Origin of the sequence: Pseudomonas sp. NPDC090203, from assembly GCF_044746765.1 — a bacterium.
GTDB lineage: Bacteria > Pseudomonadota > Gammaproteobacteria > Pseudomonadales > Pseudomonadaceae > Aquipseudomonas > Aquipseudomonas putida_AD.
This window is the reverse complement of sequence record NZ_JBIVCV010000008.1, coordinates 162465-189406: the sequence shown is the minus strand read 5'-3', so window position 1 is coordinate 189406 and position 26942 is coordinate 162465. Positions and strand designations below refer to the sequence as shown.

20 protein-coding genes are annotated in these 26942 nt (G+C 63.6%); 14 read left to right on the top strand and 6 right to left on the bottom strand.

The annotated features are described in order from the left end of the window. The first annotated feature begins 64 nt into the window (after positions 1-64). Both speA and ACIPO9_RS15985 read left to right on the top strand, forming a co-directional pair. The gene (speA, locus tag ACIPO9_RS15990) at positions 65-1978 is read left to right on the top strand and encodes an arginine decarboxylase (protein WP_400782001.1); all 1914 of its coding nucleotides are present in this window, start codon (positions 65-67) and stop codon (positions 1976-1978) included. 290 nt (positions 1979-2268) lie between these two features. After that, positions 2269-3465 carry a contractile injection system protein, VgrG/Pvc8 family gene (locus ACIPO9_RS15985; protein WP_400605437.1) on the top strand — a complete coding sequence of 399 codons (1197 nt, stop codon included), beginning with the start codon at positions 2269-2271 and terminating at the stop codon, positions 3463-3465. On the opposite strand, the gene ACIPO9_RS15980 is transcribed toward ACIPO9_RS15985, so the two are convergent. After that, entirely contained in the window at positions 3456-4796 is a 1341-nt protein-coding gene (locus ACIPO9_RS15980; protein ID WP_400781999.1) for an MATE family efflux transporter, read from the bottom strand. The genes ACIPO9_RS15985 and ACIPO9_RS15980 overlap by 10 nt on opposite strands. A 284-nt stretch (positions 4797-5080) precedes the next feature. Here ACIPO9_RS15980 and ACIPO9_RS15975 point away from each other — a divergent pair, with 284 nt between their 5' ends. Continuing rightward, a complete protein-coding gene (locus ACIPO9_RS15975) occupies positions 5081-10003 on the top strand; it encodes an alpha-2-macroglobulin family protein (protein WP_400781997.1) in 4923 nt (1640 codons plus the stop codon). A gap of 208 nt (positions 10004-10211) precedes the next feature. Here ACIPO9_RS15975 and ACIPO9_RS15970 read toward each other — a convergent pair whose 3' ends face one another. Next, positions 10212-10505, bottom strand: a complete 294-nt coding sequence (locus ACIPO9_RS15970; protein ID WP_274134091.1) for a hypothetical protein — start codon at positions 10503-10505, stop codon at positions 10212-10214. Positions 10506-10603: 98 nt separating this feature from the next. On the opposite strand from ACIPO9_RS15970, the gene pbpC reads away from it, so the two are divergent. Beyond that, positions 10604-12928, top strand: coding sequence for a peptidoglycan glycosyltransferase PbpC (pbpC, locus tag ACIPO9_RS15965; RefSeq protein ID WP_400781994.1), 2325 nt, complete (start codon positions 10604-10606; stop codon positions 12926-12928). 590 nt (positions 12929-13518) lie between these two features. On the opposite strand, the gene ACIPO9_RS15960 is transcribed toward pbpC, so the two are convergent. Both ACIPO9_RS15960 and ACIPO9_RS15955 read right to left on the bottom strand, forming a co-directional pair. Next, positions 13519-13926: a response regulator gene (locus ACIPO9_RS15960; protein WP_274134093.1), complete on the bottom strand. Its 408-nt coding sequence runs from the start codon at positions 13924-13926 to the stop codon at positions 13519-13521. 49 nt (positions 13927-13975) lie between these two features. Next, entirely contained in the window at positions 13976-14170 is a 195-nt protein-coding gene (locus ACIPO9_RS15955; protein ID WP_274134094.1) for a Flp family type IVb pilin, read from the bottom strand. Positions 14171-14491: 321 nt separating this feature from the next. Between ACIPO9_RS15955 and cpaB the strand changes: the two genes are divergently transcribed. Genes cpaB through ACIPO9_RS15915 form a run of 8 tightly spaced genes read left to right on the top strand, consistent with a single transcriptional unit; the run spans position 14492 to position 22004 of the window. Then, on the top strand, positions 14492-15445 hold the full coding sequence (gene cpaB, locus ACIPO9_RS15950; protein WP_400781992.1) for a Flp pilus assembly protein CpaB: 954 nt from the start codon (positions 14492-14494) through the stop codon (positions 15443-15445). A gap of 21 nt (positions 15446-15466) precedes the next feature. Then, complete coding sequence (locus ACIPO9_RS15945; protein WP_400781990.1) at positions 15467-16723, top strand: type II and III secretion system protein family protein; 1257 nt, start codon at positions 15467-15469, stop codon at positions 16721-16723. Next, positions 16720-17919, top strand: a complete 1200-nt coding sequence (locus ACIPO9_RS15940) for a CpaE family protein (protein WP_400605423.1) — start codon at positions 16720-16722, stop codon at positions 17917-17919. Before ACIPO9_RS15945 ends, ACIPO9_RS15940 begins: the two co-directional genes overlap by 4 nt. Continuing rightward, positions 17916-19178, top strand: a complete 1263-nt coding sequence (locus tag ACIPO9_RS15935) for a CpaF family protein (protein WP_274134098.1) — start codon at positions 17916-17918, stop codon at positions 19176-19178. The genes ACIPO9_RS15940 and ACIPO9_RS15935 overlap by 4 nt, the downstream gene beginning before the upstream one ends. 36 nt (positions 19179-19214) lie before the next feature. Continuing rightward, positions 19215-20099, top strand: a complete 885-nt coding sequence (locus ACIPO9_RS15930; RefSeq protein WP_274134099.1) for a type II secretion system F family protein — start codon at positions 19215-19217, stop codon at positions 20097-20099. 1 nt (position 20100) lies between these two features. Beyond that, positions 20101-20988, top strand: coding sequence for a type II secretion system F family protein (locus tag ACIPO9_RS15925; RefSeq protein ID WP_400781988.1), 888 nt, complete (start codon positions 20101-20103; stop codon positions 20986-20988). A gap of 9 nt (positions 20989-20997) precedes the next feature. Continuing rightward, positions 20998-21723 (top strand): tetratricopeptide repeat protein, encoded by a 726-nt coding sequence (locus ACIPO9_RS15920; protein ID WP_400781985.1) that lies wholly within the window; start codon positions 20998-21000, stop codon positions 21721-21723. Continuing rightward, entirely contained in the window at positions 21720-22004 is a 285-nt protein-coding gene (locus ACIPO9_RS15915; RefSeq protein WP_274134102.1) for a DUF3613 domain-containing protein, read from the top strand. The genes ACIPO9_RS15920 and ACIPO9_RS15915 overlap by 4 nt, the downstream gene beginning before the upstream one ends. A gap of 164 nt (positions 22005-22168) precedes the next feature. On the opposite strand, the gene ACIPO9_RS15910 is transcribed toward ACIPO9_RS15915, so the two are convergent. Beyond that, positions 22169-22936 (bottom strand): response regulator, encoded by a 768-nt coding sequence (locus ACIPO9_RS15910; RefSeq protein ID WP_400781983.1) that lies wholly within the window; start codon positions 22934-22936, stop codon positions 22169-22171. Between the two features lie 149 nt (positions 22937-23085). Next, positions 23086-23556, bottom strand: a complete 471-nt coding sequence (locus ACIPO9_RS15905) for a prepilin peptidase (protein WP_400781980.1) — start codon at positions 23554-23556, stop codon at positions 23086-23088. 75 nt (positions 23557-23631) lie between these two features. Here ACIPO9_RS15905 and ACIPO9_RS15900 point away from each other — a divergent pair, with 75 nt between their 5' ends. Both ACIPO9_RS15900 and ACIPO9_RS15895 read left to right on the top strand, forming a co-directional pair. After that, positions 23632-24090 carry a TadE family protein gene (locus ACIPO9_RS15900; protein ID WP_400781978.1) on the top strand — a complete coding sequence of 153 codons (459 nt, stop codon included), beginning with the start codon at positions 23632-23634 and terminating at the stop codon, positions 24088-24090. Then, positions 24080-26851, top strand: coding sequence for an ATP-binding protein (locus tag ACIPO9_RS15895; RefSeq protein WP_400781975.1), 2772 nt, complete (start codon positions 24080-24082; stop codon positions 26849-26851). Before ACIPO9_RS15900 ends, ACIPO9_RS15895 begins: the two co-directional genes overlap by 11 nt. Positions 26852-26942: the final 91 nt, after the last annotated feature.

Here is a 26942-nt window from a genome sequence, read left to right as displayed (position 1 = left end):
ACTCTATACACTGCGCCCAGCCGGTCAGGCCGGGGCTTTATTGACTTTTATACAGGGGACTTCGATGTCCGTACGACGCACACGCAAAGACGATGGCAGCCAATGGACCGTGGCGGACAGCCGCAGTGTCTACGGGATTCGCCATTGGGGGGCTGGTTATTTTGCAATCAACGAAGCCGGCCGTGTTGAAGTTCGCCCCAACGGGCCAGGCAGTTCGCCCATCGATCTCTACGAGCAGGTAGAAGAGCTGCGCAAGAGCGGCCTTTCCCTGCCATTGCTGGTGCGTTTCCCCGATATCCTGCAAGACCGTGTGCGTCAGCTGACCGGTGCGTTCGACGCCAACATCGCGCGTCTGGAATACCAGAGCAAGTACACCGCGCTGTACCCGATCAAGGTCAACCAGCAGGAAGCGGTGGTGGAAAACATCATCGCCACGCAGAACGTTTCCATCGGCCTTGAGGCTGGTTCCAAGCCCGAGCTGATGGCCGTGCTGGCACTGGCGCCGAAGGGCGGCACCATCGTCTGCAACGGTTACAAGGACCGTGAGTTCATCCGTCTGGCGCTGATGGGCCAGAAGCTGGGCCACAACGTCTTTATCGTCATCGAGAAAGAATCCGAAGTCGAACTGGTGATCGAAGAGGCCGCCGAGCTGAAAGTCGCGCCACAGGTGGGCCTGCGGGTTCGTCTGTCTTCGCTGGCGTCGAGCAAGTGGGCGGACACCGGTGGCGAGAAGTCCAAGTTCGGTCTGTCTGCCGCGCAACTGCTGTCGGTGGTCGAGCGCTTCACCAAGGCGGGGCTTGACCAGGGCATTCGCCTGCTGCACTTCCACATGGGCTCGCAGATCGCCAACCTGGCCGACTACCAGCACGGTTTCAAGGAAGCCATCCGTTACTACGGCGAGCTGCGCAACCTGGGCCTGCCGGTCGATCACATCGACGTCGGCGGTGGTCTGGGGGTGGACTACGACGGCACCCATTCGCGTAATGCCAGTTCGATCAACTACGACATGGACGATTACGCCGGTGTCGTGGTCGGCATGCTCAAGGAGTTCTGCGACGCCCAGGGCCTGCCGCATCCGCACATTTTCTCCGAGAGCGGCCGCTCGCTGACCGCGCACCACGCGATGCTGGTGATCCAGGTCACCGACGTGGAGCGTCACAACGACGAAGTGCCGGAAATCGAGGACAAGGAAAGCCTGCCCGAAACCCTGCAATGGCTGGTCGATCTTCTCGGCCCGACCGACATCGAGATGGTCACCGAGACCTACTGGCGCGCCACCCACTACATGAGCGACCTGGCCGCGCAGTATTCGGACGGCAAGCTGACCCTGGCGCAAAAAGCGCTGGGCGAGCAGTGCTACTTCGCCGTGTGCCGTCGCCTGCACAACTCGTTGAAGGCCCGTCAGCGCTCGCACCGTCAGGTGCTGGACGAACTCAACGACAAGCTGGCCGACAAGTACATCTGCAACTTCTCGGTGTTCCAGAGCCTGCCGGACACCTGGGCGATCGATCAGGTATTGCCGATCATCCCGCTGCACCGCCTGAACGAAGAGCCGAACCGTCGCGCCGTGCTGCAGGACCTGACCTGTGACTCGGATGGCAAGATCAACCAGTACGTCGACGAGCAGAGCATCGAGACCAGCCTGCCGGTTCATGCCCTCAATGAAGGCGAAGACTACCTGCTGGGCGTGTTCCTGGTCGGTGCCTATCAGGAAATCCTGGGCGACATGCACAACCTGTTCGGCGACACCGATTCGGTGAACATCTACCAGAACGCCGACGGCAGCGTGTACCACGCAGGTATCGAAACCCACGACACCATCGAAGACATGCTGCGCTACGTGCACCTGTCGCCGGAGGAGTTGATGACGCACTACCGCGACAAGGTGGCCAGCGCGCGGATTTCCCCACGTGAGCGTACCCAGTACCTGGATGCGTTGCGCTTGGGGCTGACGCGGTCTTCGTACCTGTCTTCGTGATGACGGCCTGACTTGCCGGCGATGGCGCCCCCGACGACGCCCCCGCCGGCAAGCCGTGCTGCTACGGGATGAGGGCGCGCCCGCTCTTCGTAGCAGCCGGGCTTGCCCGCGGGAGCGATCTTGCGGGCACCGTGCGGCCCTGCTGGCACGCGCCTCTCCTACAATTCGCCACAACCTGCCGCCCACGGTTGTAGGCTATTTCCTGTTCTGCTTTTACCCCCTCTACTTGGCGGATCTTCTGCCCCAGAATCGCTGGCCTCTCGCAACTACCCGTAGAGGTCATCCGCTTTATGCTTCAGTTCGCCGACTCAAAGCCCCTGCGTCTGGAAACCGGTCGCCCCAAGCGCTCGTTCGAAGTGCTGACATGCACGGGGGGTGAGGTCTTCAATCAGCCCTATTCCTATGAACTGGAAATCGTCCATCCCGGCGGCGATCTGGACGCCCATGAATTACTGTTCAGCGGCGCTTACTTACATACCCATGACCTGGCCTGGGGCATCCACGGGCATATCCAGAGTATCGTGCGCAGCACCACGGAGCCTGCGCCCAGCAACCTGGCGCAGATGCGGCCCACGCGTTTCATCATCACCCTGGGCCCCCGGCTGGGGTTGATGGCCTTCCGGCACAACCAGCGCATCTTCCAGGGGATGAGCGCCGACCAGATCATCAACCAGGTGCTGAGCGAGCACGGCATCGACGACGCGGGCTACGTCTGGCAACGCAGCCAGCCGTGCGTGGAGCGTGACTTCTGCGCCCAGTACCGCGAGAGCGATCTGTCCCTGCTGCAACGCCTGTGTGACGAGGAAGGCATGCACTATTACTTCCTGCACACCCGCAAGCGGCATGTCGTGGTGTTCACCGACCAGTCGCCACAGGCGCGTGAAGCCTCTGTCGCCCAAGCGACGCAACTCCCCAGCGAGCCGCGCAAGATCGATCCGGCAAAGGACGCGCCCATGAACATGCAGCGCGCCTGTGTGGTGGGCGGGCTGTTCGAGCCGGTGAAGCTGGATGCAAGGGGCCGGCTGAAGGTGCGCTTCGAATGGGGGCACCAAGGTGACGGCGCACGGTTCAATGACTGCTGGGTGCCCATCGATCCTGCGCTCATCAACGGCAAGAACCCATGGTGGGGCGGTATGGAGGTGGTGGTGAACTTCCGTGACGGTAACCCCAGCTATCCCTACGTCAGCCACCGGTTGTGGGATCCGGACATCAACCCGCGCGCCAAGCCCGACCCGGCCGTGGTTCCGCGCAGGGTGATCACCACTCGCATCGACAAGGAACTGTTTCTGGACGAGTCCCGGCAGTTCTCCGTTGACGACAAGCTGATCGTGCGCCTGGCCCGCAACAACGAGCTGCATTTCAGGGTGGGCGCGAGCCTGGTGACCATCGATTCACGGACCCTGTCACTGAGCGGCCTGAAGGTCATGCTCTCGTCCATTGCCAGGGCCGAGGCGCAAGCGCAGCCAGGCGAGCCCGATCAGCCGTGAAACCAGCCATCGCTGCGGTTCAGGCGCCTGGCGATCACGCCCAGCGTCACGGCCCGCAGCGCCATGAACAGCAAGAACACCCACCACAGGGCGTGGTTGCCCAAGCCGCCCGCCAGCCAGGCAAAGGGGGCTGTCAGCAATGCGGTGACGACCATCGCATTGCGCATCTCTCGGGCCCGGGTGGCGCCGATGAACAGGCCGTCGAGCAGGTAGCTCCAGACGGCCACCAGCGGTAGCACTGCAAGGTAAGGCAGATAGATGAAGGCGATTTCCCGCACCTGAACGATGTCGGTCTGCATGGCGATGAACAGGTGCCCGCACAGCAGGAACAGCACGGCGAACCCCAGACTGCAGATCAGCGACCAGCCCCCGGCCACGTTCAACGAACGGCGCAGGGCGTTGCGGTCCCGCGCGCCGATGGCGTGGCCGCAGAGGGCTTCCACCGCATGGGCCAGGCCATCCAGCGCATTGGCGGTCAGCAGCAGGCCATTGAGCAGCAGCGCGTTGGCCGCCACCGTGGCATCGCCCAGCCGTGCGCCCTGGGTGGTGATAAGAAAGAACACCGATTGCAGCACCAGGCTGCGTATGAAGATATCGCGGTTGACCATCAACAGCGGTCGCCAGCTTTGCCAGCGCTTGAGAGCGGCCAAAGCCAGGTGTCCGGGGTAATCGCGCAGGCCTTTGTGGGTCAGCGCCAGGCCCAGCAGCGCGCCAATCCACTCGGCCACCACCGACGCCCGGGCACTGCCGACCACACCCCAGTCCAGGCCGAGCACGAACCACAGGTTCAGGGCGATATTGACCAGGTTGGTGGTCAGCAGAATCGCCAGCGGCGCCCTCGCGTTTTGCAGGCCCAGGAACCAGCCGACCAATGCATAACTGGCGAGCGCCGCGGGCAAGCCAAACAGCCGGGTATGAAAGAAATCCTGGGTGAGTTCGTTGAGGTCCGGCGAGGGCTGCATCAGTTGCAACGCCAGATGCTGGAACGGCAGCCCGATCAGCCCCAGCAGCACCGCGAAACCCATGGCCAGCATCAGGCCTTGCAGCAGCACCTGACGCAGCGCGGCACCGTCCTTGCGCCCCGCCGCCTGAGCGGCAAAGCCGGTGGTGCCCATGCGCAGGAAACTCATCGCCCAGGCCAGGAAACTGTACAAGGTGCCGCCCACTGCCACCGCGCCCAATTGGTGGGCGTGGGGCAGATGGCCGATCACGCTGCTGTCGACCAGCGTGACCAGCGGCACGGAGATGTTGGAAAGAATCATCGGCGCAGCCAGCGCCCACACCTGCCGGTGGGTGGCACGCTGACGCCAGTCTGCGAAAAAGTTGGACATAAGGCTCCCGGGGAAGGGCGGCATTGTAGCGGGTACCGGGCACCTGTAGGAGTGAGCTTGCTCGCGATGGCGTTTGGTCTGTCGCAGCAGAGTTGTCTGGCAGTCCGCTATCGCGAGCAAGCTCACTCCTACAGGTTTTGTGTGCATTCGTGGACCGTGTGCAACGCCACGCCGCTGCGAACAAACCCACAAACCCAAGGTCTATTCCCGCGCTGCGCTGTACGTTCAGCGTTGCGATGCTATAACTGCTGCTTCTCATCACAACTGCCGCCAATGAGTGCCTCATGCTTAACAAAGGATTGTTCCTGGCCTGTGCGCTGGTACTGCTCAGTGCCTGCGATTCCTCAACCTCCGACAAACCAGCGCCTGCCCCCGCGCAGCCTGCAGCGCCGCAGGCCGCTGCCGTGGAGACGGCCAAGCCCAAGCCTGCGGTGGACATTCCCGCGCTGAGCAAGCGCTATGCAGGGCGCGAGTTGACGGTGGTGGATGTCTCGGAAATCCAGCTCGACGGCGCCAGCACGCTGTCGCTGAGTTTCTCGGTGCCGCTCAATCCCGATCAGAAATTCGCCGAGAAAGTGCATCTGGTGGACAGCGTCAACGGCAAGGTCGATGGCGCGTGGGAGCTGTCGGACAACCTCATGGAGTTGCGCCTGCGTCATCTGGAGCCCAAGCGCAAACTGGTGCTGACCATCGATCCGGGCCTGGCGGCCGTGAACAACAACACCCTGGCGGCCGAGTATTCCGCGCGCCTCGAAACCTCTGACCTGCAAGCCACGGTAGGCTTCGCCAGCCGTGGCAGCCTGCTGCCGACCCGCTTGGCGGAAGGCTTGCCGGTGATTGCGCTGAACGTCGATAAGGTCGATGTCGAATTCTTCCGCATCAAGCCCGACTCGCTCCCTGCATTTCTCAGTTCCTGGGAAGGTTCGTCCAGCCTGCAAAGCTATGAATCCAAAGAGCTGCTGCCCATGGCCGACCTGGTCTACGGCGGCCGGTTCGACCTGAACCCTGCGCGTAACACCCGGGAAACCGTGCTGCTGCCCATCGCCGGGCTCAAGCAGTTGCAGCAGCCGGGCGTGTACCTGGCGGTAATGCGCGCCTCGGGCACCTACAACTATTCCCAGCCTGCAACGCTGTTCACCTTGAGCGACATCGGCCTGTCGGTGCACCGCTACGCCAATCGCCTCGACGTGTTCACCCAGGCGCTGGAGGGCGGCAAGGCGCTCAACGGCATCGATCTGGAACTCTACGACGACAAGGGCCGCATGGTCGGTCAGGGCAAGACCGACAACGCCGGTCACGCCGAACTGCCGCTGCCAGCGAAGGCCGAAGTGCTGCTGGCCAAACAGGCCGAACAGACCAGCCTGCTGCGCCTGAACAGCGCCGCCCTGGACCTGGCCGAATTTGACATCACCGGGCCCCAGGCCCACCCGTTGCAGTTCTTCATCTTCGGCCCTCGCGACCTGTATCGCCCCGGTGAAGTGGTGCTGCTCAACGGCCTGCTGCGCGACAACGACGGCAAGCGTGTGAAAGCTCAACCCATCACCGTGGAAGTGCGTCGTCCAGACGATCAGGTCAGTCGCAAGTTTGTGTGGGATGCCGACGCCAGCGGCCTGTATCAATACCAACTGCAACTGTCAGACGAAGCCCCAACCGGGCGCTGGCAACTGGTGTTCGACCTGGGCGATGGCAAACCGCAACTGTATGAATTTCAGGTCGAGGATTTCCTGCCCGAGCGCATGGCGCTGGAACTCAAGGGCAGCGACACGCCCATCACCCCCGATGCAGCGCTGGATGTGTCCATCAACGGTCGTTACCTCTATGGCGCCCCCGCTTCCGGCAACCGCCTGACCGGCCAGTTGTACGTGCGTCCGCTGCGTGAAGCGGTGCCGGGGCTGCCGGGTTATCAGTTCGGTTCGATTACCGAAGAAGACCTCAAGCAGGATCTGGAAGTCGAAGACAGCGTGTTGGACGCCAACGGTGAACTGGACCTGAGCATCGACAGCCAGTGGGCCAAGGCCAGGTCGCCGCTGCAACTGGTGTTGCAGGCCAGCTTGCAGGAGTCGGGCGGGCGGCCGATCACCCGCCGCCTGACCCAGCCGGTGTGGCCGGCGGAAAAACTGCCGGGCCTGCGTGGCCTGTTCGACGGTGAAGCCACCGATGGCGATGGCCCGGTGGAATTCGAAGTGCTGATGGCCGATGCCGAGGGCCACAAACTGGCGGCCGAGAATCTCAAGGTCCGGCTGATTCGCGAGCGCCGCGACTACTACTGGAACTACTCGGACAGCGACGGCTGGAGCTATCACTACAACGAGAAGTTTCTGAACCTGTCCGAAGAAACCCTCAGCGTGAAGAAGGACTCCACGGCCAAGGTCAGCTTCCCGGTGGAGTGGGGCCCGTACCGCGTCGAGGTCGAGGATCCGGAAACGGGCCTGATCAGCAGCGTGCGCTTCTGGGCCGGGTACCGCTGGCAGGACAACGCCGAAGGCGGCGCGGTGCGTCCGGATCAGGTCAAGCTGGCGCTGGATAAACCGGCCTACGCCGATGGCGACACAGCCAAGGTCACCGTCACCCCGCCGAGCGCCGGCAAAGGCTATCTGCTGGTGGAATCCAGCGAAGGGCCGCTGTGGTGGCAGGAAATCGAGGTGCCGGCCGAGGGCAAGACCTTCGACGTGCCTGTGGATAAAAAGTGGGCGCGGCATGACCTGTACGTCAGCGCGCTGGTGATCCGCCCCGGCGAGCGCAAGGCCAACGTCACGCCCAAGCGTGCTGTCGGCGTGCTGCACCTGCCGCTGGATCGCTCGGAACGCAAACTGGCACTGACCGTGACCGCCCCTGAGAAGATGCGGCCCAAGCAGCCGCTCAGGCTCAAGGTCAACGCGAAGAACGCTGACGGTTCGATCCCCAAAGACGTGCACGTGCTGGTTGCGGCGGTGGACGTTGGGATCCTCAATATCACCGAATACGCCACCCCCGATCCGTTCGCCAGCCTGTTCGGGCGCAAGGAATACGGTGCCGACCAGCTCGACATCTATGGCCAGTTGATCGAGGCCGGGCGCAATCGTCTGGCCAGCCTGGCATTCGGTGGTGACGCAGCCCTGGCGAAGGGCGGCAAGCGTCCGGAAACCAGTGTCACCATCGTTGCCCTGCAAAGCGCGCCGGTGACACTGAACGAGCAGGGCGATGCAGAAGTCAGCGTCGATATCCCCGACTTCAACGGCGAACTGCGGATCATGGCCCAGGCCTGGACCGACGAGCGCTACGGCATGGCCGAGGCCAAGACCGTGGTGGCCGCGCCGCTGATCGCTGAACTGTCGGCGCCACGCTTTTTGGCCGGCGGTGACCAGACCAGCGTGGCGCTGGATGTGTCGAACCTGTCGGGGCAGGCGCAGAAACTCAACGTGCAGGTCAGTGCCGAGGGCCAGTTGAGCCTGGCGCAGCCGGATGCTGGCAAGGCGATCAGTCTGACCCAGGGCCAGCGCACCACCTTGCAGATTCCGGTCAAGGCCCAGGGCGGTTTCGGTCAGGGCACGATCAAGGTCACGGTCAATGGTCTGGAGCTGCCGGGCGAGAATCTGCCTGCGTTCAGCCGCGAGTGGACCATCGGCGTGCGCCCGGCCTATCCGGCCATGCTCAGGCAGTACCGGGCGGTGCTCAAGGATCAGGCCTGGAGCCTGCCGGACGGAGCGCTGGACGCCTTCGAACCTGCGGGACGCGAAGCGATGCTGTCGGTGTCGAGCCGGCCTCCGTTGAACCTGGGCGAGCAGATTCGCGCGCTCAAGGCATACCCCTACGGCTGCCTGGAGCAGACCACCAGCGGCCTGTATCCGTCGCTCTACGCTGACGCCGCAACCCTCAAGCGCCTGGGACTGGAAGGCGAGGCCGACGCGGTGCGCAAGCGCAAGATCGAGGTGGGGATCGAGCGACTGCTCGGCATGCAGCGCTACAACGGCAGCTTCGGCCTGTGGGGCGCGGACGGCGATGAGGAGTACTGGCTGACCGCCTACGTCACCGACTTCCTGCTGCGTGCCCGCGACCAGGGCTACGCTGTGCCGCCGGACGCGCTGAAGAGGGCCAGCGAACGCCTGTTGCGCTACTTGCAGGAGCGCAACCAGATCGAGGTCAACTACAGCGAAAACGCCGACCACACCCGCTTCGCCGTGCAGGCCTACGCGGGGCTGGTGTTGTCCCGCAGCCAGCAGGCGCCGCTGGGTGCGCTGCGCAGCCTGTTCGACCGTCGCAGCGATGCGCGCTCCGGTTTGCCGCTGGTGCAGTTGTCCATCGCGCTGGAGAAAATGGGCGACAAGCCGCGTGCCGATCAGGCGTTGCTGGCCGGGCTTGCTGCAGGTCGCAAGGCCAATGACTGGCTGGCCGACTATGGCAGCCCGCTGCGCGATCAGGCGTTGATCCTGTCGCTGCTTGAAGAAAACAAACTGGCCCAGGACAAGGTCGAGGAGCGGCTGTTTGCGCTGTCCGATCAGGTGGCGGCCAGCCGCTATCTGTCGACTCAGGAGCGCAACTCGCTGTTCCTCGCCGGGCGTGATCTGCTGGGCAAACCCGAGGCCAAGTGGGCGGCGACGCTGTCCAGCGGTAGCAACAATCGCGAACTGAGCAACGACCAGCCAGGCGTGAAGCTCGACAGTTCGGTGCTGGCTTCACCTCTGACGGTGCAGAGCAGCGGTGGCGAAACCCTGTATCAGCAGATGACCATTTCGGGTTATCCGTCGCAGCCGCCGGTGGCCGGTGGCGAGAACCTGAGCATTCGTCGCGAGTACCTGGGTATGGACGGCGAGGCGCTGAACCTCAATGCCTTGAAGAGCGGCGAGCTGGTGCTGGTGCATCTTGAGTTGAAGGCCAAGGAGCGCGTGCCGGATGCGCTGGTGGTGGACCTGTTGCCTGCCGGGCTCGAGATCGAGAACCAGAACCTGGCCCAGAGCGCGGCCAGCCTGGAAGACGCCAGCGAGTCGGTGAAACAGTGGCGCGAATCGATGGAGAACGCCGGGCTCAAGCATCAGGAATTCCGTGGCGACCGCTACGTGGCGGCGGTGGACCTGCAAGGGTTCAACACCGTGCACCTGCTGTACCTGGCCCGCGCCGTGACCCCAGGCACCTACCGCGTACCGCCGCCGCAGGTCGAGTCGATGTACCGCCCGAACTGGCAAGCCCTGGGCGACGCGCCTGCGCAGTTGGTCGTGAAAGCGAAGAAATAGGCAGCTTGTAGGAGCGCGCTTGCCCGCGATGGCGGTGGGTCAGACACCCTCATGGGTACAGACACACCGCCATCGTCCGGATGCGGCCCAGACCAAGCGCGCTCCTACGGAATGTATGAAGGTTCAGCGTGCGCCGCGCCCCCGTAGCAGCACGGCTTGCCGGCGGGAGCGATCTTGAGGGCGCCCGTTAAGGCGGATTCACCCCGGATCAATGAATAATCCAGCTCAACAACCACAACCCCAGAAACAACCAGATAATGCCGATGATGATCGAGCCGCGCATGAACGCGCGGATCGCCGAGTACAGCAGCATCAGCCCTACGATCAGCCCGGCGATGCTGACGATCGAAGTGTTCATGCCCAGCGTGCGCGCCAGGCCGTCGACAAAATTGCCACCCGCATGAGTGAACATGTTGAACAACCAGCTCAAACCGTCGACGACGAAACGAATCACTGCGCCGATGACCTGGCCGAGCCATTCGAAAACGCTTTCTACCTGCATATGTTTTTCCTGATGACGGGCATTGAATGGAGAGGGGATTGTTCACTTGGGCTATCACAGGCCAGAGCGAGTTCCCTGACCGGTAGAGGCAGTCTGGCATGAAACGACTCGTTCGCTGGATCGCCGCCAGCATTTTGCTCCTGTGCCTGGCGCTCTGGCTGGCTGACCGCATCTGGCCGCTGCCGCTGCCCAAAGATGATCTGGCCCGGGTGGTGCTGGCCGAAGATGGCACGCCGTTGTGGCGTTTTGCCGATGCCAACGGTGTGTGGCGCTATCCGGTGACGGTGGATCAGGTGTCGCCTTATTACCTCGAAGCGGTGCTGACCTACGAGGACCGCTGGTTCTATCAGCATCCGGGGGTGAACCCCATGGCGCTGGTGCGCGCGACCTGGCAGAACCTGAGCGGCGGCCATGTGGTATCCGGCGGCAGCACGCTGTCGATGCAGGTGGCGCGGCTGCTCGATCCCCATTCGCGCACGCTGCCGGGCAAACTGCGCCAGCTCTGGCGCACGGCGCAACTGGAGTGGCATCTGTCCAAGCCCGAGATCCTCGGACTTTATCTGAACCGCGCACCGTTTGGCGGCACCCTGCAAGGCGTTGCGGCCGCCAGTTGGGCGTATCTGGGCAAGTCTCCACAGCAACTGACCCGCGCCGACGCAGCGCTCCTGGCGGTGTTGCCCCAGGCACCGAGCCGCTTGCGCCCCGACCGTCACCCACAGCGAGCCCAGGCCGCGCGGGACAAGGTGCTCAAGCGCCTGGCCGAGTTTGACGTCTGGCCGCAGCAGGCCGTGACCGAAGCGCTGGAAGAACCGTTGTTGCTGGCGCCGCGACAGGAGCCCAGCCTGGCCCCGCTGCTGGCCCGTCGCCTGAACCGGCCCGACAGCCCGCCATTGATCCGCACCACGCTGGACGCCAGCCTTCAACGTCGTCTTGAAGACCTGCTGCTGGGCTGGAGAGCGCGTCTGCCGGAGCGCACCTCGGCGGCGATTCTGGTGGTCGAGGCGCAGAACATGGCGGTGCGGGCGTACGTCGGCTCCGTGGACATCGGCGATGCAAGACGCTTCGGGCACGTGGACATGGTCAGCGCGATGCGCTCCCCGGGTTCGACCCTCAAGCCGTTTTTGTACGGCAAGGCGCTGGATGCCGGGCTGATTCACTCCGAATCGCTGCTACAGGACGTGCCGCGTCGTTATGGCGATTACCGTCCGGGGAATTTTTCATCGGGTTTCAATGGCGCGGTGGCGGCCAGCTCGGCGCTGTCGATGTCGCTCAACCTGCCGGCGGTGCAACTGCTCGAAGCCTACGGCCCGAAACGCTTCGCCGCCGAACTGCGCAACGGCGGGGTGCCGCTGACCTTGCCGCCACTGGCCCAGCCGAACCTGGCGTTGATTCTGGGCGGGGCGGGCAGCCGGCTGGAGGATCTGGTGGGTGGTTACGCCGCGTTTGCCCGAGGCGGACGCAGCGCCGATATTCGCCTGCAACCCGATGACCGCCTGCGCGACCGGCCCATGATGTCGCCGGGGGCGGCGTGGATCATCCGGCGCATCCTGAGCGGCCAGTCGCGGCCTGATCTGGATCCTCACGCCGAACTGGTGCAGCGCCCGCAACTGGCCTGGAAGACTGGCACCAGTTATGGCTTTCGCGATGCCTGGTCGATTGGCGTGGGGCCGCGTTTCCTGATCGGGGTGTGGATTGGCCGTCCCGATGGCACGCCGGTGCCGGGGCAGTTCGGCCTGGCCTCTGCCGCACCGCTGATGATTCAGGTGCATGACCTGCTGGTGAACCGCGACGCCCAGCGCAACATCCTGCCGCCGGTATTGCCGGTGCCGCTGAATGTGGGCGTCGCGGCGATCTGCTGGCCGCTGGGCCAGCCCATGAGCAAGAGCGACCCTAACTGTCGGCGGCAGCGCTTTGCCTGGACGCTGGACGGCACGACGCCGCCGACCTTGCAGGCCCCCGACCAGCCGCTGGGATTGGGGCTGCTGGAAAAAATCTGGGTGAATGACAAGGGATTGCGCGTCGATGCCACGTGTCCCGGGGCTCAACCAAAGGACGTCGCACTTTGGCCGGCACCGCTCGAACCCTGGCTGCCGAAGGCCGAACGACGAGAAGCGCGCCTGCCCGCCATCGACCCCGGTTGTGCCCCTCAGGGCTTGAGCCTCGCGGCGCCGATTTCCATCGTCGGCGTGCGCGACGGCGATCAGTTGCGTTTGCCTGCGGGCAGCCAGCAGCAGTTGCGGCTGCAATTGTCGGCACTGGGCGGTAACGGGCGCCGCTGGTGGTTCATCGACGGCGCGCCGCTGGGGGACACGGGCAATCAGGAAATCTGGAGCCACACCTTCAGCCGCCTTGGGCGCTATCAGTTGAGCGTACTCGACGAAAGCGGCCAGACCGCGCGCGTGGAGTTCAGTGTGGTGGATTGAGGTCGCCGTAAAAACGCCAATTCCGTGTGCGCTAGTCAATTGCGACTATACAACTTTCGTCTGGCTTGTCGGCTTGGTGAAGTTTAGTCGTTGATATATATGGGATTTATTCGTGGGGTTGGCGCTGGATCGCCCAGTTATCCAAGGGGTTAATACCAAGTTACGGATTGCCCCATTCCTTCCAAGGGCGTGTCATGCAGCCATGAGGCACACCCACCGGCAGTATCGGTGGGTTGCTCAACGGGGTAACAGGCGTGTTGGGCGGTGGTTTGAATGGAGCGGCAGCGAACCGCAGGCATGCAGTGCCGGGCAGTGTGAGAACTATCGCAAGCAAGTGGTCTGCGATGCAGTGTTCTTTCTCCGGCGTGCCTTGGTCGCGGCTTTTCATTCAACGCCTGCGCCTGTTCAGACAGGGGAATCGGATGATCCCCTGTCTTTTTTTTGCCTAGGCGATGCCGCTGCGCCAGGACGCCGGCAAGCCGGACTGCTACGGATCGGGGATAAGCGAAGAAGGTGCGCACGCCCGATCTCCCGTAGCAGCACGGCTTGCCGGCGGGGGTGTGCTGAAGGCAAACGAGGGAAGGTCGGGACTACTGCCCGACCTTGTACACCTTCGGCTCTGGAAACAGATTGTTGAGCGTTTCCAGCAGCCGTACGTGGTAGATGGGTTTGCGGAATAGATCCAGCACCTGCAGGCGAAGCAAATCGCTGACATCCTCCATGTCGGCGTGGCCTGAGGTGACGATCACCGGCAGGTGCTGGCGTGACGTGTGCTCGCGCAGGCGCTTGATCAGCGAGATGCCGCTTTCTTCGGGCATGCGCAGATCCGTGATCACCAGTGCGATATCCGGGTGCTCGGTCAGAATCTTCAGCGCCACCTTGACCGACGGCGCGGTAAAGCAGCAGAAACCCTCGCCTTCGAGCAATTCGGCGAGTTCTTCGTTGGCGTCCTCTTCGTCGTCAACGAGCAGCAGTTGTTGGCGTGTAGGAGCGGGCATTTTCACGGCCTTGGCTGATTGAACAAAAGAATTGCCAACTCGCGCTGAGTCACGTTGCTGCCGTGCCTCCAAGGGCCACAATGATTTCGTTGAACCGGGCTCTGATGGCAGTGCCCATAGGCGTGATCATCGCAAACAGCACCAGGGCGACCATCGCCACGATCACGGCATATTCGATGGCCGATGCGGCTTCCTCGTTCTTGACGAAGCGACGTAACAGGGCCGACAGGTAGGTTAGGTACATCTGACTTCTCCTCAGCGCCCTAGAGCGCTACTACGCGTTTGCAGCGTTGAACAATCCTTCGTACCCACAGCATTGACCCCAAACCCGTACTCCACAATCACAAGAAAGCATTAGTCGGAAAGTAGTAGTGGCAGACGCATGGGCCGCTCTGCACCCTGACACCCGAACGGAGTGAATGCGCGGAAATTTCCGACAACTGATGGCGTTTTGGATGACCTCGACTACCTTCTAATAGCGAAAAGGATGAATGTTCATAGCCAACTGAATGACAGGTTGTCTCGTAACGTTTTCGAGGTTGTAGTCAGGCACGGGAGGGCCGTCATGAGCAGTCGCGTCACAATGGGGCTGGCCGTGTTTTTTCTGTTGGGGGCATTGTTTGCCGGGTATTGGGGGCTGGTGTTGAGTCGTCAGCCTGCGCCAGCAGCGGTGGCGCCCGTCAGCCAGGCCCAGGCGCCTGCAGCCGTCCCCGTGGCCGCTGAACAGCCTTCCCAGGACCCCACCCGTCAGCCCGTCGTGGTGCTGGCCCGGGACATTCCCGCCTACGAGCCCATCAAGGCCGACGACCTGATCGTCGAGCGCCTCAAGGTCGCGCCACCCGGCAGTTTTTCCCACACTGAAGAGGCCGTGGGGCGCATGTCCTGGCGTCCGCTTGCGGCGGGCACCTGGCTTACCGAGAACAGCTTCGAAGCCGGTGGCAGCCTGGCGCGGATGATTCGTCCCGGCGAACGGGCGCTGGCGTTGTCCACCGACGAAATCATTGGCGCCGGCGGCCAGATCAGCCCCGGCGATTACGTAGACGTCCTGCTTTACCTCCCGTCTGATCAGACCTCCACGGACCGCAGCGCCCAGACCGTCGTGCCTGCCCTGCGGGTGCTCAGCGTTGGCGCACTGCTGGGCCCGGTGAACCAGGGGCAGGACGATCAAAGTGTCAGCCGGGATGAGCGGGTGCAGCAGCAGAAACTCAAGGTCAATGCGCGCAGCGTCGTGCTCGCGGTACCGGAGCAACTGTTGAGCCGCCTGATGCTGGCGTCCCAGGTAGGTCCCTTGCGGCTGGCCGTACGCAGTGCCCAGGAGAAGAACCTGGAACGCTACTGGGCCGGGGACAGCGACATCGCCACGCAACTGGACACGGTCAATCGCAACCTCGTGCATTTCAATCAGCTGAGCATGCAAAGCACAGCCGCCCGCGTCCAGCCGGCAGGCAGCAGCACACCGCGCGGACCGAAGCCCATCGAAGTCATTCGTGGCAGCCAGGCCACCGCGCAAACCCCCTGACCGAGCAAGGACCGCACATTCATGAGTAACCGTTTCAAGCCGGTTTTGAACCGTATCGTGTCGGCCTTTTTGGCTGCGGGGTTGTATCAGGGGACTGTCGAAGCCGCTGCGGGCAACTGTTCCGCGTTGTCGGCGATGCCGGCGGCGCTGGAGATCGGGCAGGGCGTGCAGCAGGAAATGCGCTCGCCGGTGGCGATCACGCGCCTGGCGGTAGGCGATCCGAAGATCGCTGACGTGCAGGTCAACGGCAATGACAACGGCGCCTTCCTGCTGACCGGCGTGGGGCCGGGCACCACCAGCCTGATGATCTGGACCAATTGTTCCACCGCCCCTCGGCAGAGCATGGTCTTCGTGCGCGGTGCGGCCAAGGCGGCCATGACCGACACCTTGCTGCCACCCTCGGAAGACCCGCTGCTGCCCAGCCAGGTGCAGACCGACATCCGCTTCGTCGAAGTCAGCCGCACCAAGCTCAAGGAAGCCAGCACCTCGATCTTCGGCAGAGGCTCGAACAACTTCCTGTTCGGGTCCCCCGGCACAGTGCCGGGCGTGACCGTGACCCCCGGCACGGTTGGCGGTACGCGGCCCAATATTCCGCTGAACAACAACAACTTCAACATCGTCTGGGGCGGCGGTAGCAGCAAGGTGCTGGGTATGCTCAACGCGATGGAAAGCAGCGGCTTCGCCTACACCCTGGCGCGACCCAGTCTTGTGGCCTTGAGCGGACAGAGCGCAAGTTTCCTGGCCGGTGGCGAGTTCCCGGTGCCGGTGCCCAATGGCGAAAGCAACGGTATTTCCATCGAGTACAAGGAATACGGCGTGCGCCTGACCCTGACGCCCACCGTCGTCGGGCGCAACCGCATCTCCCTGAAAGTGGCGCCGGAGGTCAGCGAGCTGGATTTCACCGCCGGCGTGACCATCGCCGGAACCACCGTGCCGGCACTGAATGTGCGGCGCACCGACACCAGCGTGTCACTGGCCGATGGCGAGAGCTTCGTCATCAGCGGCCTGATCAACACCAGCAACATTGCGTCTGTGGACAAGTTTCCGGGCCTGGGCGATATCCCGGTGCTGGGCGCGCTGTTTCGCAGTTCGCAGATCAACCGCGACGAACGTGAACTGCTGATGATCGTCACCCCGCACCTGGTGCAGCCACTGGCCGCCAACGCGCAGTTGCCGTCGCTGCCGGGCGAGGCGCTGCGCAACTACGACCCGAATTTCTACAAGATGTATTTCCTCGAAAACGGCAGCTTCGATCGCCGCAGCGGGTTATCGCAATGAGCCAGGGACCGAACCTCAGCCAGACGTTTCTGGCGATCACGCGCAACACCACCGACCTTGAATGGCTGCAGGGGGCGCTGGCGCCGCTGGGCCAGGTGGTCAGCGCCGGCACCGGCAGCCTCGACGAACTGCTGGCGCTGGTGGACGTGACCTTTGCCAGTGTGGTGTTCGTGGGGCTCGACCGCGAGCACCTGATGAACCAGAGCGCGTTGATCGAAGGTGCCCTGGAAGCCAAGCCGATGCTGGCCATCGTCGCCCTGGGTGACGGTATGGACAACCAGTTGGTGCTCAACGCCATGCGCGCCGGGGCTCGGGATTTCGTGGCCTACGGTTCACGCTCCAGCGAAGTGGCCGGGCTGGTGCGGCGCCTTGGCAAGCGCCTGCCGGCCGTGGCGCCCAACCCGAACATGGGTGGCCTGACCGTGATCTACGGCGCCCAGTGCGACGGCGATGGCGCGCTGGTGTCGGCGCACCTGGCATTGGTGGCGCAACAGAAAGGCCAGCGCACGCTGCTGCTCGACCTGGGCACCCCGCGCGGCGACAGCCTGGCGATGCTCAGCCTGGAGTCGTCGTTCACCTTCGGCGACTCGGTGCGTCATTTGCGCAGGCTCGACTCGACCCTGATCGACAGCGCCTTCACCGTCCATCCCAGCCAGTTGCGCATCCTGGCCTACGGCGAGGACGACATGCCGCTGGAGCACACCAGCGCCGCCGAGCTGTACATGCTGCTCAGCGCCTTGCGCCAGCATTTCCAGCATGTGGTGGTCAATCTCGTGGGCCAGCCGGACAGCGAATCGCTGCGCACCTTCGTCGCCCATTGCGACCAGTTGCTGTGGTACGTGGACCAGAACGTCATCGAGTGCCGGCGCAATCTGGCGATCCTCAATCTGTGGCGGGAAAAGGGCCTGAAGCTGCAGCAGGCCGGGCTGTTGGTGGACAAATACCTGCGCCAGGTCACACCCAATTCCGAGGCGCTGGAGAAGACCTTCGGCCTGCCCGCCATGGTGGTGCTGCCACTCAGCCCCGAGGTGCGCCTGAACGCCAAGAATCAGGGCCTGTCGCTGTTCGAGCTGTCGCCACGGGAGTCGTTGAGCGCGGGCCTGCGCAATCTGGGCGAGCGCCTGGCCAGTCAGTCCGATACCGCCAGCAAGCCGCGTGATGGCTGGCTGGGCCGGCTCTTGAGGGCCAACAAATGAAGAATGAAAAACTCTTTGGCGTGTCGTCCCGGCCAACGGAAAGCGGCGGCGATGGGCAGGGCCTGAAACTGGTGCTGCATCGCTACATCATCGACGCCATCGAAGAGAGCGGGCGCAACCTGCTCGAAGGCACGCGCCCGGCGCTGGCGCAGTTCGTCACCGACAAGGTGGCCGAGTATGTCGCCCGCCTGAAGCTGGCGATTTCGCGCTACGAGATGGAGCGCCTGGCCGAGGAACTGGTGGACGAGCTCACCGGTTTCGGCCCGCTGGAAGTGCTGCTGCGCGACAAGTCGGTGACCGAGATTCTGGTCAACGGCCCCAACAAGGTGTTCATCGAGCGCGAGGGCGTGCTGCACCATTCGGACCTGCGTTTCATCGACTCGCATCACGTCGAGCGCGTCATCCAGCGCATTCTTGCTCCGCTGGGCCGGCGGCTGGACGAGTCCTCGCCGATGGTCGATGCGCGCCTGCCTGATGGCAGCCGGGTCAACGCGATCATCCCGCCGATTGCGCTGGACGGGCCCTGCGTGTCGATCCGGAAGTTTCGCAAGGACATGCTCAGAAGCTCCGATCTGGTGGCCATGCAGACCATCGACCAGCCCATCTATGACTTCCTCGCCAGCGCCGTGAACAAGCGCTGCAACATCCTCATCAGCGGCGGTACCGGCACCGGCAAGACCACCATGCTCAACGTCTTGAGCCAGATGATCGACACTCATCAGCGGCTGGTGACCATCGAAGACGTCGCCGAATTGCAGCTGGGCCACCCCCACGTGGTGCGCTTGGAAACCCGTCCGCCGAATGCCGAAGGTCATGGCGAGGTGCGCGCCAGCGACCTGATTCGCAACGCCCTGCGGATGCGCCCGGACCGCATCATCCTGGGGGAAATTCGCGGCGTCGAAGTGCTCGATGTGATGACCGCCATGAACACCGGCCACGATGGCTCGATGAGTACGGTGCACGCCAACAATGCCCAGGACGCGCTGCTGCGCCTGGAAACCCTGGTGGGCCTGACCGGGCGGCAGATCGCCGAAAAGACCCTGCGCCAGATGATCTGCGCGGCGCTGGACGTGATCATCCAGCTGACCCGCATGCCCGACGGGCGCCGCTGTGTCAGCGAGGTGGTAGAGGTGGTCGGCACCCGTGAAGACGTGTACGTGACCAACACCCTGTTCCGCCTGGACCGGCGCACCGGGTTCGGCTTCCTGCGCGAGGCGATCAACCCGGCTGGCGACAAGCTGCGCCAGCTCGATTACTAGGCACTGCTCACAGGCGCAGCTCAGGGAGATCCGACAGTGAAGGGAGCCATCGTCCTCGGGCTGATATTCATGCTGCTGACAGGGCTGTCGCTGTATCTGTTCTATCGCGGCCTGAACAAGGGCGCCAACGAACGGATCATGGCCCGGCTGGCATTGGGGCAGCCCGAGAAAGTCGCTGCCAGACCCGCTCTGGCGGCCATCGAGCGGGCGTTCCTGCGAGCCGGTCTGGGTCGTCCCACCGAGCGCTTGCCGCTGGCCCTGACGATCTGGCTGATGACCATGCTGCTGGGCTATGCGATGTACGACGGCTTTGGTCTGGCGCTGGGCATTCTGCTGCCGGTTATCGTGCTGCGCTTTTACGTCAGCTTCCGTTACCGGCGGCGCATGCAGCGCATGATTGCCCAGTTGCCGCAGTTGCTCGATCACACGGTGCGCAGCCTCAAATCCGGACGCACGCTGGGCGATGCGGTGCTCAATAGCATCGACGCCGCGGACCGTCCGCTGAGCGAGGCCATGTCGCGGATCAAGCGCAACGTGCAGTTGGGCATCACCTTGCCCGATGCGGTGCAGGACTTCGCCGAGTTGTACGAGCGCGACGAATTCCAGCTGTTCGCCCTGGGGCTGCGGGTCAACCACCGTTACGGCGGCAATGCCAGCGAGCTGCTGGAGAACCTGATCCGGTTGATCCGCGAGCGTGAACAGGGTGCGCGCCAGTTGCGGGCCATGACCGGGGAAACGCGCATGACGGCGGTGGTCCTGGGGCTGCTGCCGGTGGGCATGGTGGGGTACTTCATGGTGGTCAACCCGACGTATTTGCTGCACATGTGGAACGACGAGTCAGGATGGAAAATGCTCGCGGTTGCGTTCGTGATGCAAACCCTGGGTTGCCTTGCGCTGTGGCGCATGTTGCGGAGCGTCTGAGATGGCCTTGATGCTGAGTGCGCTGCTGTTCGCCCTGGCCGGGTTTTTCCTGCTGCTGACCCTGGCCCGCCAGCGTCGTGCCGAGCGCCTGGCGTTGTCGCGTCTGCAGGGGCGGGTGGGGCGCGACAGCCGCGTCGGCAGCCTGTTGCGGCTGTTGGGCGACAGCCGTTTCGGGCAGCGCTCGGTGAGCCTGGACAGCGAAACCCAGCTACTGCTCAACCGCATCGGCTGGCGCCGGGCGAGCCAGCGTTCAATGTTCGCGGCTTGCCAGGTGGGTGTTCCGGTGCTGGCGTTCAGTGTGGTGGTGTTGATTCAGACGCTGTTCTTCAGTGACACCGCCTACCCGATCATGGCACCGGCCTTTGCCTTGGGCTTGGGCTATCTGGCGCCCAAGCGGATTCTGGCCGCGGCGGCCTCTGCACGGCAGAAACGCGTGGTGGTGGAGGTGTCCACTTTTATCCCGCTGCTGCGCATCCTGTTCGAGTCCGGCATGGCGGTCGAGCAGGCGCTGCGGGTGCTCAGCAATGAAGGCGGGCGGCTGTTGCCGGTGCTGGCATCGGAGCTGCGGGCGATGCTGGTGCGTGTGGATTCGGGGCTGGAACTGGGCAACGAGCTGAACAAGGTCGCCACGCTGCTGGCGGTGGATGAGTTCAGCGACACCTGCGTGATTCTCAACCAGTTGATTCATCAGGGCGGTGGCGCGATGAAGTCGCTGCTGTCGCTCAAGCAATTGATCGATGACCGCAGGCTCACCCGTTTGCAGGAGTACATCTCCAAGCTCTCGGCGAAGATGTCGGTGGTGATGATGGTGTTTCTGTTTCCGGCCTTGCTGATTGTGTTGGCGGGGCCCGGGTTCATGGCGATCAGCAAGGCGTTGACTTCGCATTAGGGAGTTTGAATGAAAGCAATGATTGCAGCGTTGAGCCTCATCCTGCTGAGCGGCTGCGCCAGTGATGGCTCGGCGCCGTGGCTGGCCCAGGCTGGTGGCGGCAGTTGCGCCAAGCCCAGCTCCGATCAGGAGCTGGCGTTGAACATGGCCCAGGACATGGCCGACGAAGGCCGCCTGCACGCGAGCCTGGCGCATCTGGAGAGCCTGCCGCCGACGCTCCCCGAGGTCCGCCTGCGCAAGGCGCGGGTGCTGCGCCTGCTGGGCAGTCGCGAGGCCGAGCCGCTGTACAAGAGCCTGCTGGGCACCTGCCGGGCCGCCGAGGGCGAACATGGTCTGGGCCAGTTGGCGGCGGCGCGGGGCGATAACAATCAGGCGCTGATGCATTTGCAGGCTGCCGTGAAGCTGTCGCCCACCGACGAGAAGATTCGCAACGATCTGGGGGTGGTCTATCTCAACCAGCTCAAGCTCGATCAGGCGCGGTTCCAGTTTCTGACGGCCATGGAACTCAAGCAGTCCGACACGCTGGCGGCGTTGAACCTGGTGACCTTGCTGATCTATCAGGATGAATGGACCCAGGCCGCCGAGCTTGTGTCCCGCAGCGGCCTGACGCCCGATCAGGTCAACGATGCCCAGGCCCGCGCGGAAAAACTCAGGGCCAGCCCCGCAGGGCTGACCATCAAGGCCGTCAAGGTGGCGGCGGTGAGCGACCTGCCTGACACAGGGAGACAGCCATGAACCGGTTCATCATCAGTGCACTGGGCCTTTCAGTGATCTGCGGCACGGCGCTGGGGATAGAGCCGGGGCCGTCCTCGCCCTCGCAAAAGCAGACCGAAACCTGGCTCAACCTGCAAGCCAGCGGCCACGCCGCATCCCCCATCCCGCAAGCGGCCGCTCCCATTGAACGCGACCTGAGCATGCAGCGCTGGCTGGACAGTTATCAGCATCAGATTCCGGAGTTCTTCGAGCAGAAGAAGGGCGGCAGCGTGTCAGGCAGTGGCGGCTCGGGCGGCAACTAACTTGTAGGAGCGCGCTTGCCCGCGACAGGGTTGTGTCAGGCGCCGTTGATGTCATGTGCGCCGACGCCGTCGCGGGCAAGCGCGCTCCTACAGGTCGTGCGGCCACCCCAACAATGATCGACGCACCACACCACCCGGGATCGATGTTGTGCAGGAGAGCGCCGTCAATGCGCGGTCACCCGCCCCCGGGCCGCCGCGTTGGTCGGCGATAACGCCAGCGCCAGTTGCGTGCGGTTGTGCATGTGGGTCAGGCGCAGCACCTGAGACACATAGAGCTTCACCGTGTTCTCGGTAATCCCCAGTTCACAGGCGATCTGATAGTTGGTCTTGCCCTGGCTGACCAGCTTGGCCACGTCCAGCTGACGCGGCGACAGTTGCTCGAAGATGGCCGGAATCACGAACTCGCCATCGCCCTCGGCGAAACCGGGCTGGGCGGCCTGGCGCGACTTGTCCAGATCCTGGCAGAGGTCATCGATCGACGCCGCCAGAAACTGCAATTTGTCGTTCAGATGCCCCAGGTGCTGGACGTTCTTGACCCGCTCTTCCAGCGACTCTTCCTGACGCTGCACGCCCTGGAACAACTCGTTCAGATCGACCGGTTTCTGATAATAATCGGCGATGCCCGCACGCAGGGCCTTGATCACATCCTGCTTCTCGGCGCGCCCGGTGAGCATGATGGATTCGAAGATGCGCGTCTTGCCGGCCAGCACTTTCAGCGCCTGCACCAGCTCGATGCCGTTCATGCCCGGCATGTCCAGATCGCACAGGACAATGGCGATGCTGTGGTCCTCGCGGAACCGCTCCAGCGCCTCGCGGCTCGAATAACAAGGCGCGCAGCGATAGCCGCAGCCTTCCAGAAATTCAGTGATCTCATCGACGATCAGGGGTTGATCGTCGACCACCAGGACCTTTACTGCCGAATGCTTGTTCACCCGCTACTCCCTGCTGCGAATACAACTGAACCGGGTCCGGCGCCATGTAATCCTTCACGGCAATCCTCGTAGGACTATCACTGTCCGGACGTAGGGCTAAACCTAGTCTCACTTTCTGACTATGTACATAGATAGAGCGGGCAATGCGACTAATGGAGCCATAGCGCCATCACCAGAAAACCGGCGAACAGAAAGGGCACGAAGGGCTGTTTGCTTGACGCCTGCGGCGCCATCCTGGAGTAGCGATTGCTAAGCCCTTGAGCGAGCAGGGGCCAGGCTTTTTGACGCGCCAGCAGCCAGGCCAGGCTGGCCACTCCGGCGCCGATGAAGGTGCCGAGTATGTACAGATGCCCGCTGGCCAGGGCCAGTGCGACAAGAAGTTTCACATCACCGGCCCCCAAGCGGTTCAGTGCATAACCCGGCAATGTCAGCAGCAGCGCCACGGTTACGCCCCAGCCCGTTTGCGCCATGGGCACACCCAGCCAACTGGTGCCGGTGCTCAGCAGGTAGATCAGGGCGAACAGCGCACCGCCGAACGTCAGCCAGTTGGAAACCCTTCTGCTGCGCGCATCCTGGTCCGCGCAAACGGCAAACCAGATGAGTAGGAAAAGTAAATTCATCGGGTAAAAAACGTCCTGTTTTCCGGAAAGAATCTATGCTCCATGCAAGGTAGCACTGTCAGGGTAGACGTCGGCATGCGAAGGACCTCACGCAACTTTTCCCCCGCAGGACAAAACGGCGCCGCTGCCATCGAGTTTGCGTTGGCGTTCGTGATTTTCTTCGGCATTTTCTATGGCCTGGTGACCTACAGCCTGCCGCTGTTGATGATGCAGTCATTCAACAACGCCACCGCCGAAGCCGTGCGCCAGAGCGTCGCCATCAGCCCCAGTGTCAACAACTACAGCAGCGTGGTCACCACCCAGGCCAGTTCGGTGCTGAGCGGCCAACTGGCGTGGATACCCGCGGCCTTCGCCTTCAATGTGGCCACCGATGCCGTGGTGACCTTCGACGGCAAACTGCTCAGTGTCCGCATCAATTACCCGCGAAGCAAGCTGACCCAGGTCATGCCGGTCATGACCCTGCCCGGAATCGGTAACGTGCCGAATCTGCCGACCTACCTTTCAGCCGAAGCGAGCCTGCAACTTGCCCCTTAAGAACGAAATCCTCAATCGTTGGCTGGGGCGAACCGATGCGCCCGCCGAGCCCGCGCCGCAACGCCTGCCTCAGGTGAGCGAGCCTGCGCCGGTCAGTGCCGACTGGAACATGCAGCTGGACGAAGAGGGGCGGGTCACGGGCATCAGCAAGGCGCTGCGTACGGCGCTGGGGGTGAGCGGGGCCGTGACGCCGGCGCAGCGCCTGCTCGGCTACCTGATGCCCAGCAGCGCACTGGTGGTGGAGGGCACCCCGCAGGACTGGCTGGGCCACATGCTCGACCTGGATTTCAGGCGCCCCAACGGTCAGGTACTGCACACACGTGGCTGGGTGCAGGCGCAGGGCAGTGACTGGCTGCTGCAACTGCTGGATATCGGCGACCTCATGGAGCAGGCCAGCGCGGCCCAGAGCCGTCAGCAGTGCCTGCGCCTGGCCGGGCAGTTGGCCGAGAAGGTCCGGGGGTGTCATCTGGAGCGGTTGCAGGCGGTGACCGCCGAGCAGCTCGAAGAACTGGCGCAGAATTACCGCGTGCCTTGCCTGGCCTTGGCCCTGGCCGAGCCCGGCGGCGTGGGCTGGCGCATCTATGCCCACTACAACGCCCAGACCGCGCCGCAGCTGTGGCAGGACGGCCAGCGCCTGGGCACCGATCTCGACTCACTGAACAGCACCGTCACTCATCAGATCGACTTCGGCGCACCTGTCGCCCAGGTTCACCTGCAAAGTGCCTTCGGCAACGCCGAGGGTTTCCTGTTGCCCCATCACAAGGAAGGCTCGATCAAGGCCTGGCTGCTGTTCGGTTTCTACAACGCCGCGCATCAGGCCCCCGAGCTGGGTGATCGCGAGTGGATGAACCTGTGTGCGGCGCTGGCCGGCCCCATTCTCTATCGCCAGGCCGATCAGGTGCACCGCCACCAGTTGGAGCGCCTGGCGGTGTTGCAGGATCTGCTGGGCACCGGCTGGTGGGAGCTGCTTCCCGGTGGCGAAGACATCCAGTTGGCCCCGCAACTGGCGCGCACCCTGGGCTTGCCCGAGACTCGCGATGTGCTGGCGCTGGACGCCTGGCTGCAACTGATTCACCCGGCTGACCGCCACGAACTGGAAAGCCGCCTCAGCCTTTTGCGTGACCACGGCACCGCCATGCTGTCCTGCGTGAGGTTGCGTCAGGACGATCCGGGTCAGGCGCCGGTCTGGCTGCGGATCCAGGGGCAGGTGCTGGTCAGCGGGCAGGTGCGTCGGGTGCTGGGCTTCATGCTCGATGTCAGCGATATCAAGAACCAGGAAATCCAGGCCGCCGCCGCCCACGCCCGTCTCGATAACCTGATCGCCAGCTCCCCTGCGGTGATCTATGTGCTGGGCTACGACCACGGCAGCCTCGAGCCGACGTTCTTCAGCGCCAGCCTCACGCCGCTGCTGGGCTGGACCCAGGCCGAGTGCAGCGATGGCCAGCTCACCCAGTACATTCACCCCGATGACCGCGACATCTGGTTCCAGCGCACCCGTCAGTTGCTTCGCGAGGGCGTGGTCAGTTGCCGTTATCGTCTGCGCGATAAAAAGGGCAGCTACCACTGGCTGCTGGACGAGGCGCGGCTGCTGCGTGATGACCTCGGCATGCCGGTGGAGGCGGTGGGATTGTGGCTGGATGTGACGGACGCCACTCAAGCCACCGAGCGCGTGCGTGAGAGCGAAGAGCGCTACCGGATTCTGGTGGAAGATTCCCCGGCCATGATCTGCCGCTACACCCCGGACCTGATCCTGAACTTCGGCAACCGGCCTCTGGCCGATTACCTGGAATGCACCCCCGCGCAACTGCCAGGGGTCAATCTGGGCGAATGGTTTTCCGCCGAGCAGAAGGAGGCCTTCCTGCGGCGTATCGACGACCTGACGCCTGAATCGCCCATGAGCACGGCGGAGATCTGCCTCGAACTGCCGGGCCGCGAGCACGCCTGGTGGATCTGGGCCGACCGTGGGGTGTTCAACGATGCCGGCGAACTGATCGAAATCCAGGCCGTGGGCCGCGACAACACGGAAATCCGCCGCACCCGCATGCAGCTCAACCAGAGCGCGAAAATGGCGACACTGGGTGAGATGGCGACCGGGCTTGCCCACGAGATCAACCAGCCGCTCAACGTCATGCGCATGGCGGTGGTCAACGTGCTCAAGCGCCTGAGCAACGGCGAGGTGGAAATCGACTACCTGACCGACAAACTCAACCGCATCGACGCCCAGGTCCAGCGCGCGGCGCGGGTGGTCAACCACATGCGTGTGTTCGGCCGACGCTCGGAAATCGAGCAGCAATTGTTCGACCCGATCGAGGCGGTGGAAGGCACCCTGAACATGCTCACCGAGGGCATGAAAGGCAAGGGCGTCGACCTGCGGGTGGGCGAGTACGGTGAGCGGGTGCAGGTGCGCGGGCATGTGGATCAGCTTGAACAGGTGCTGATCAACCTGATGGTCAATGCCCGGGATGCATTGCTCTCCAAGCGGGACAAGGACCGGGACTTCGAACCCTGGATCGCGTTGCGGGTGGAACAGGATGACCAGACGCTGTGGCTGGTGGTCGAGGACAACGGCGGCGGTATTGACCCACGGTTGCTGGAGCGGATTTTCGAGCCGTTCTTCACCACCAAACCGGTGGGCGTGGGCACCGGGCTGGGGTTGTCGGTGAGTTATGGCATCGTCGAACAGATGGGCGGGCGGCTGAGCGTCAGCAACGCGAGTGAAGGCGCGTGTTTCCGCATCGCCTTGCCCATCGCGTTGGTCTGACACCTACCCCGAAACATGCGCCACCACCTGTAGGAGCGCGCTTGCCCGCGATGGCGGTGTGTCAGGCAATACATGCTTGGCAGACACACCG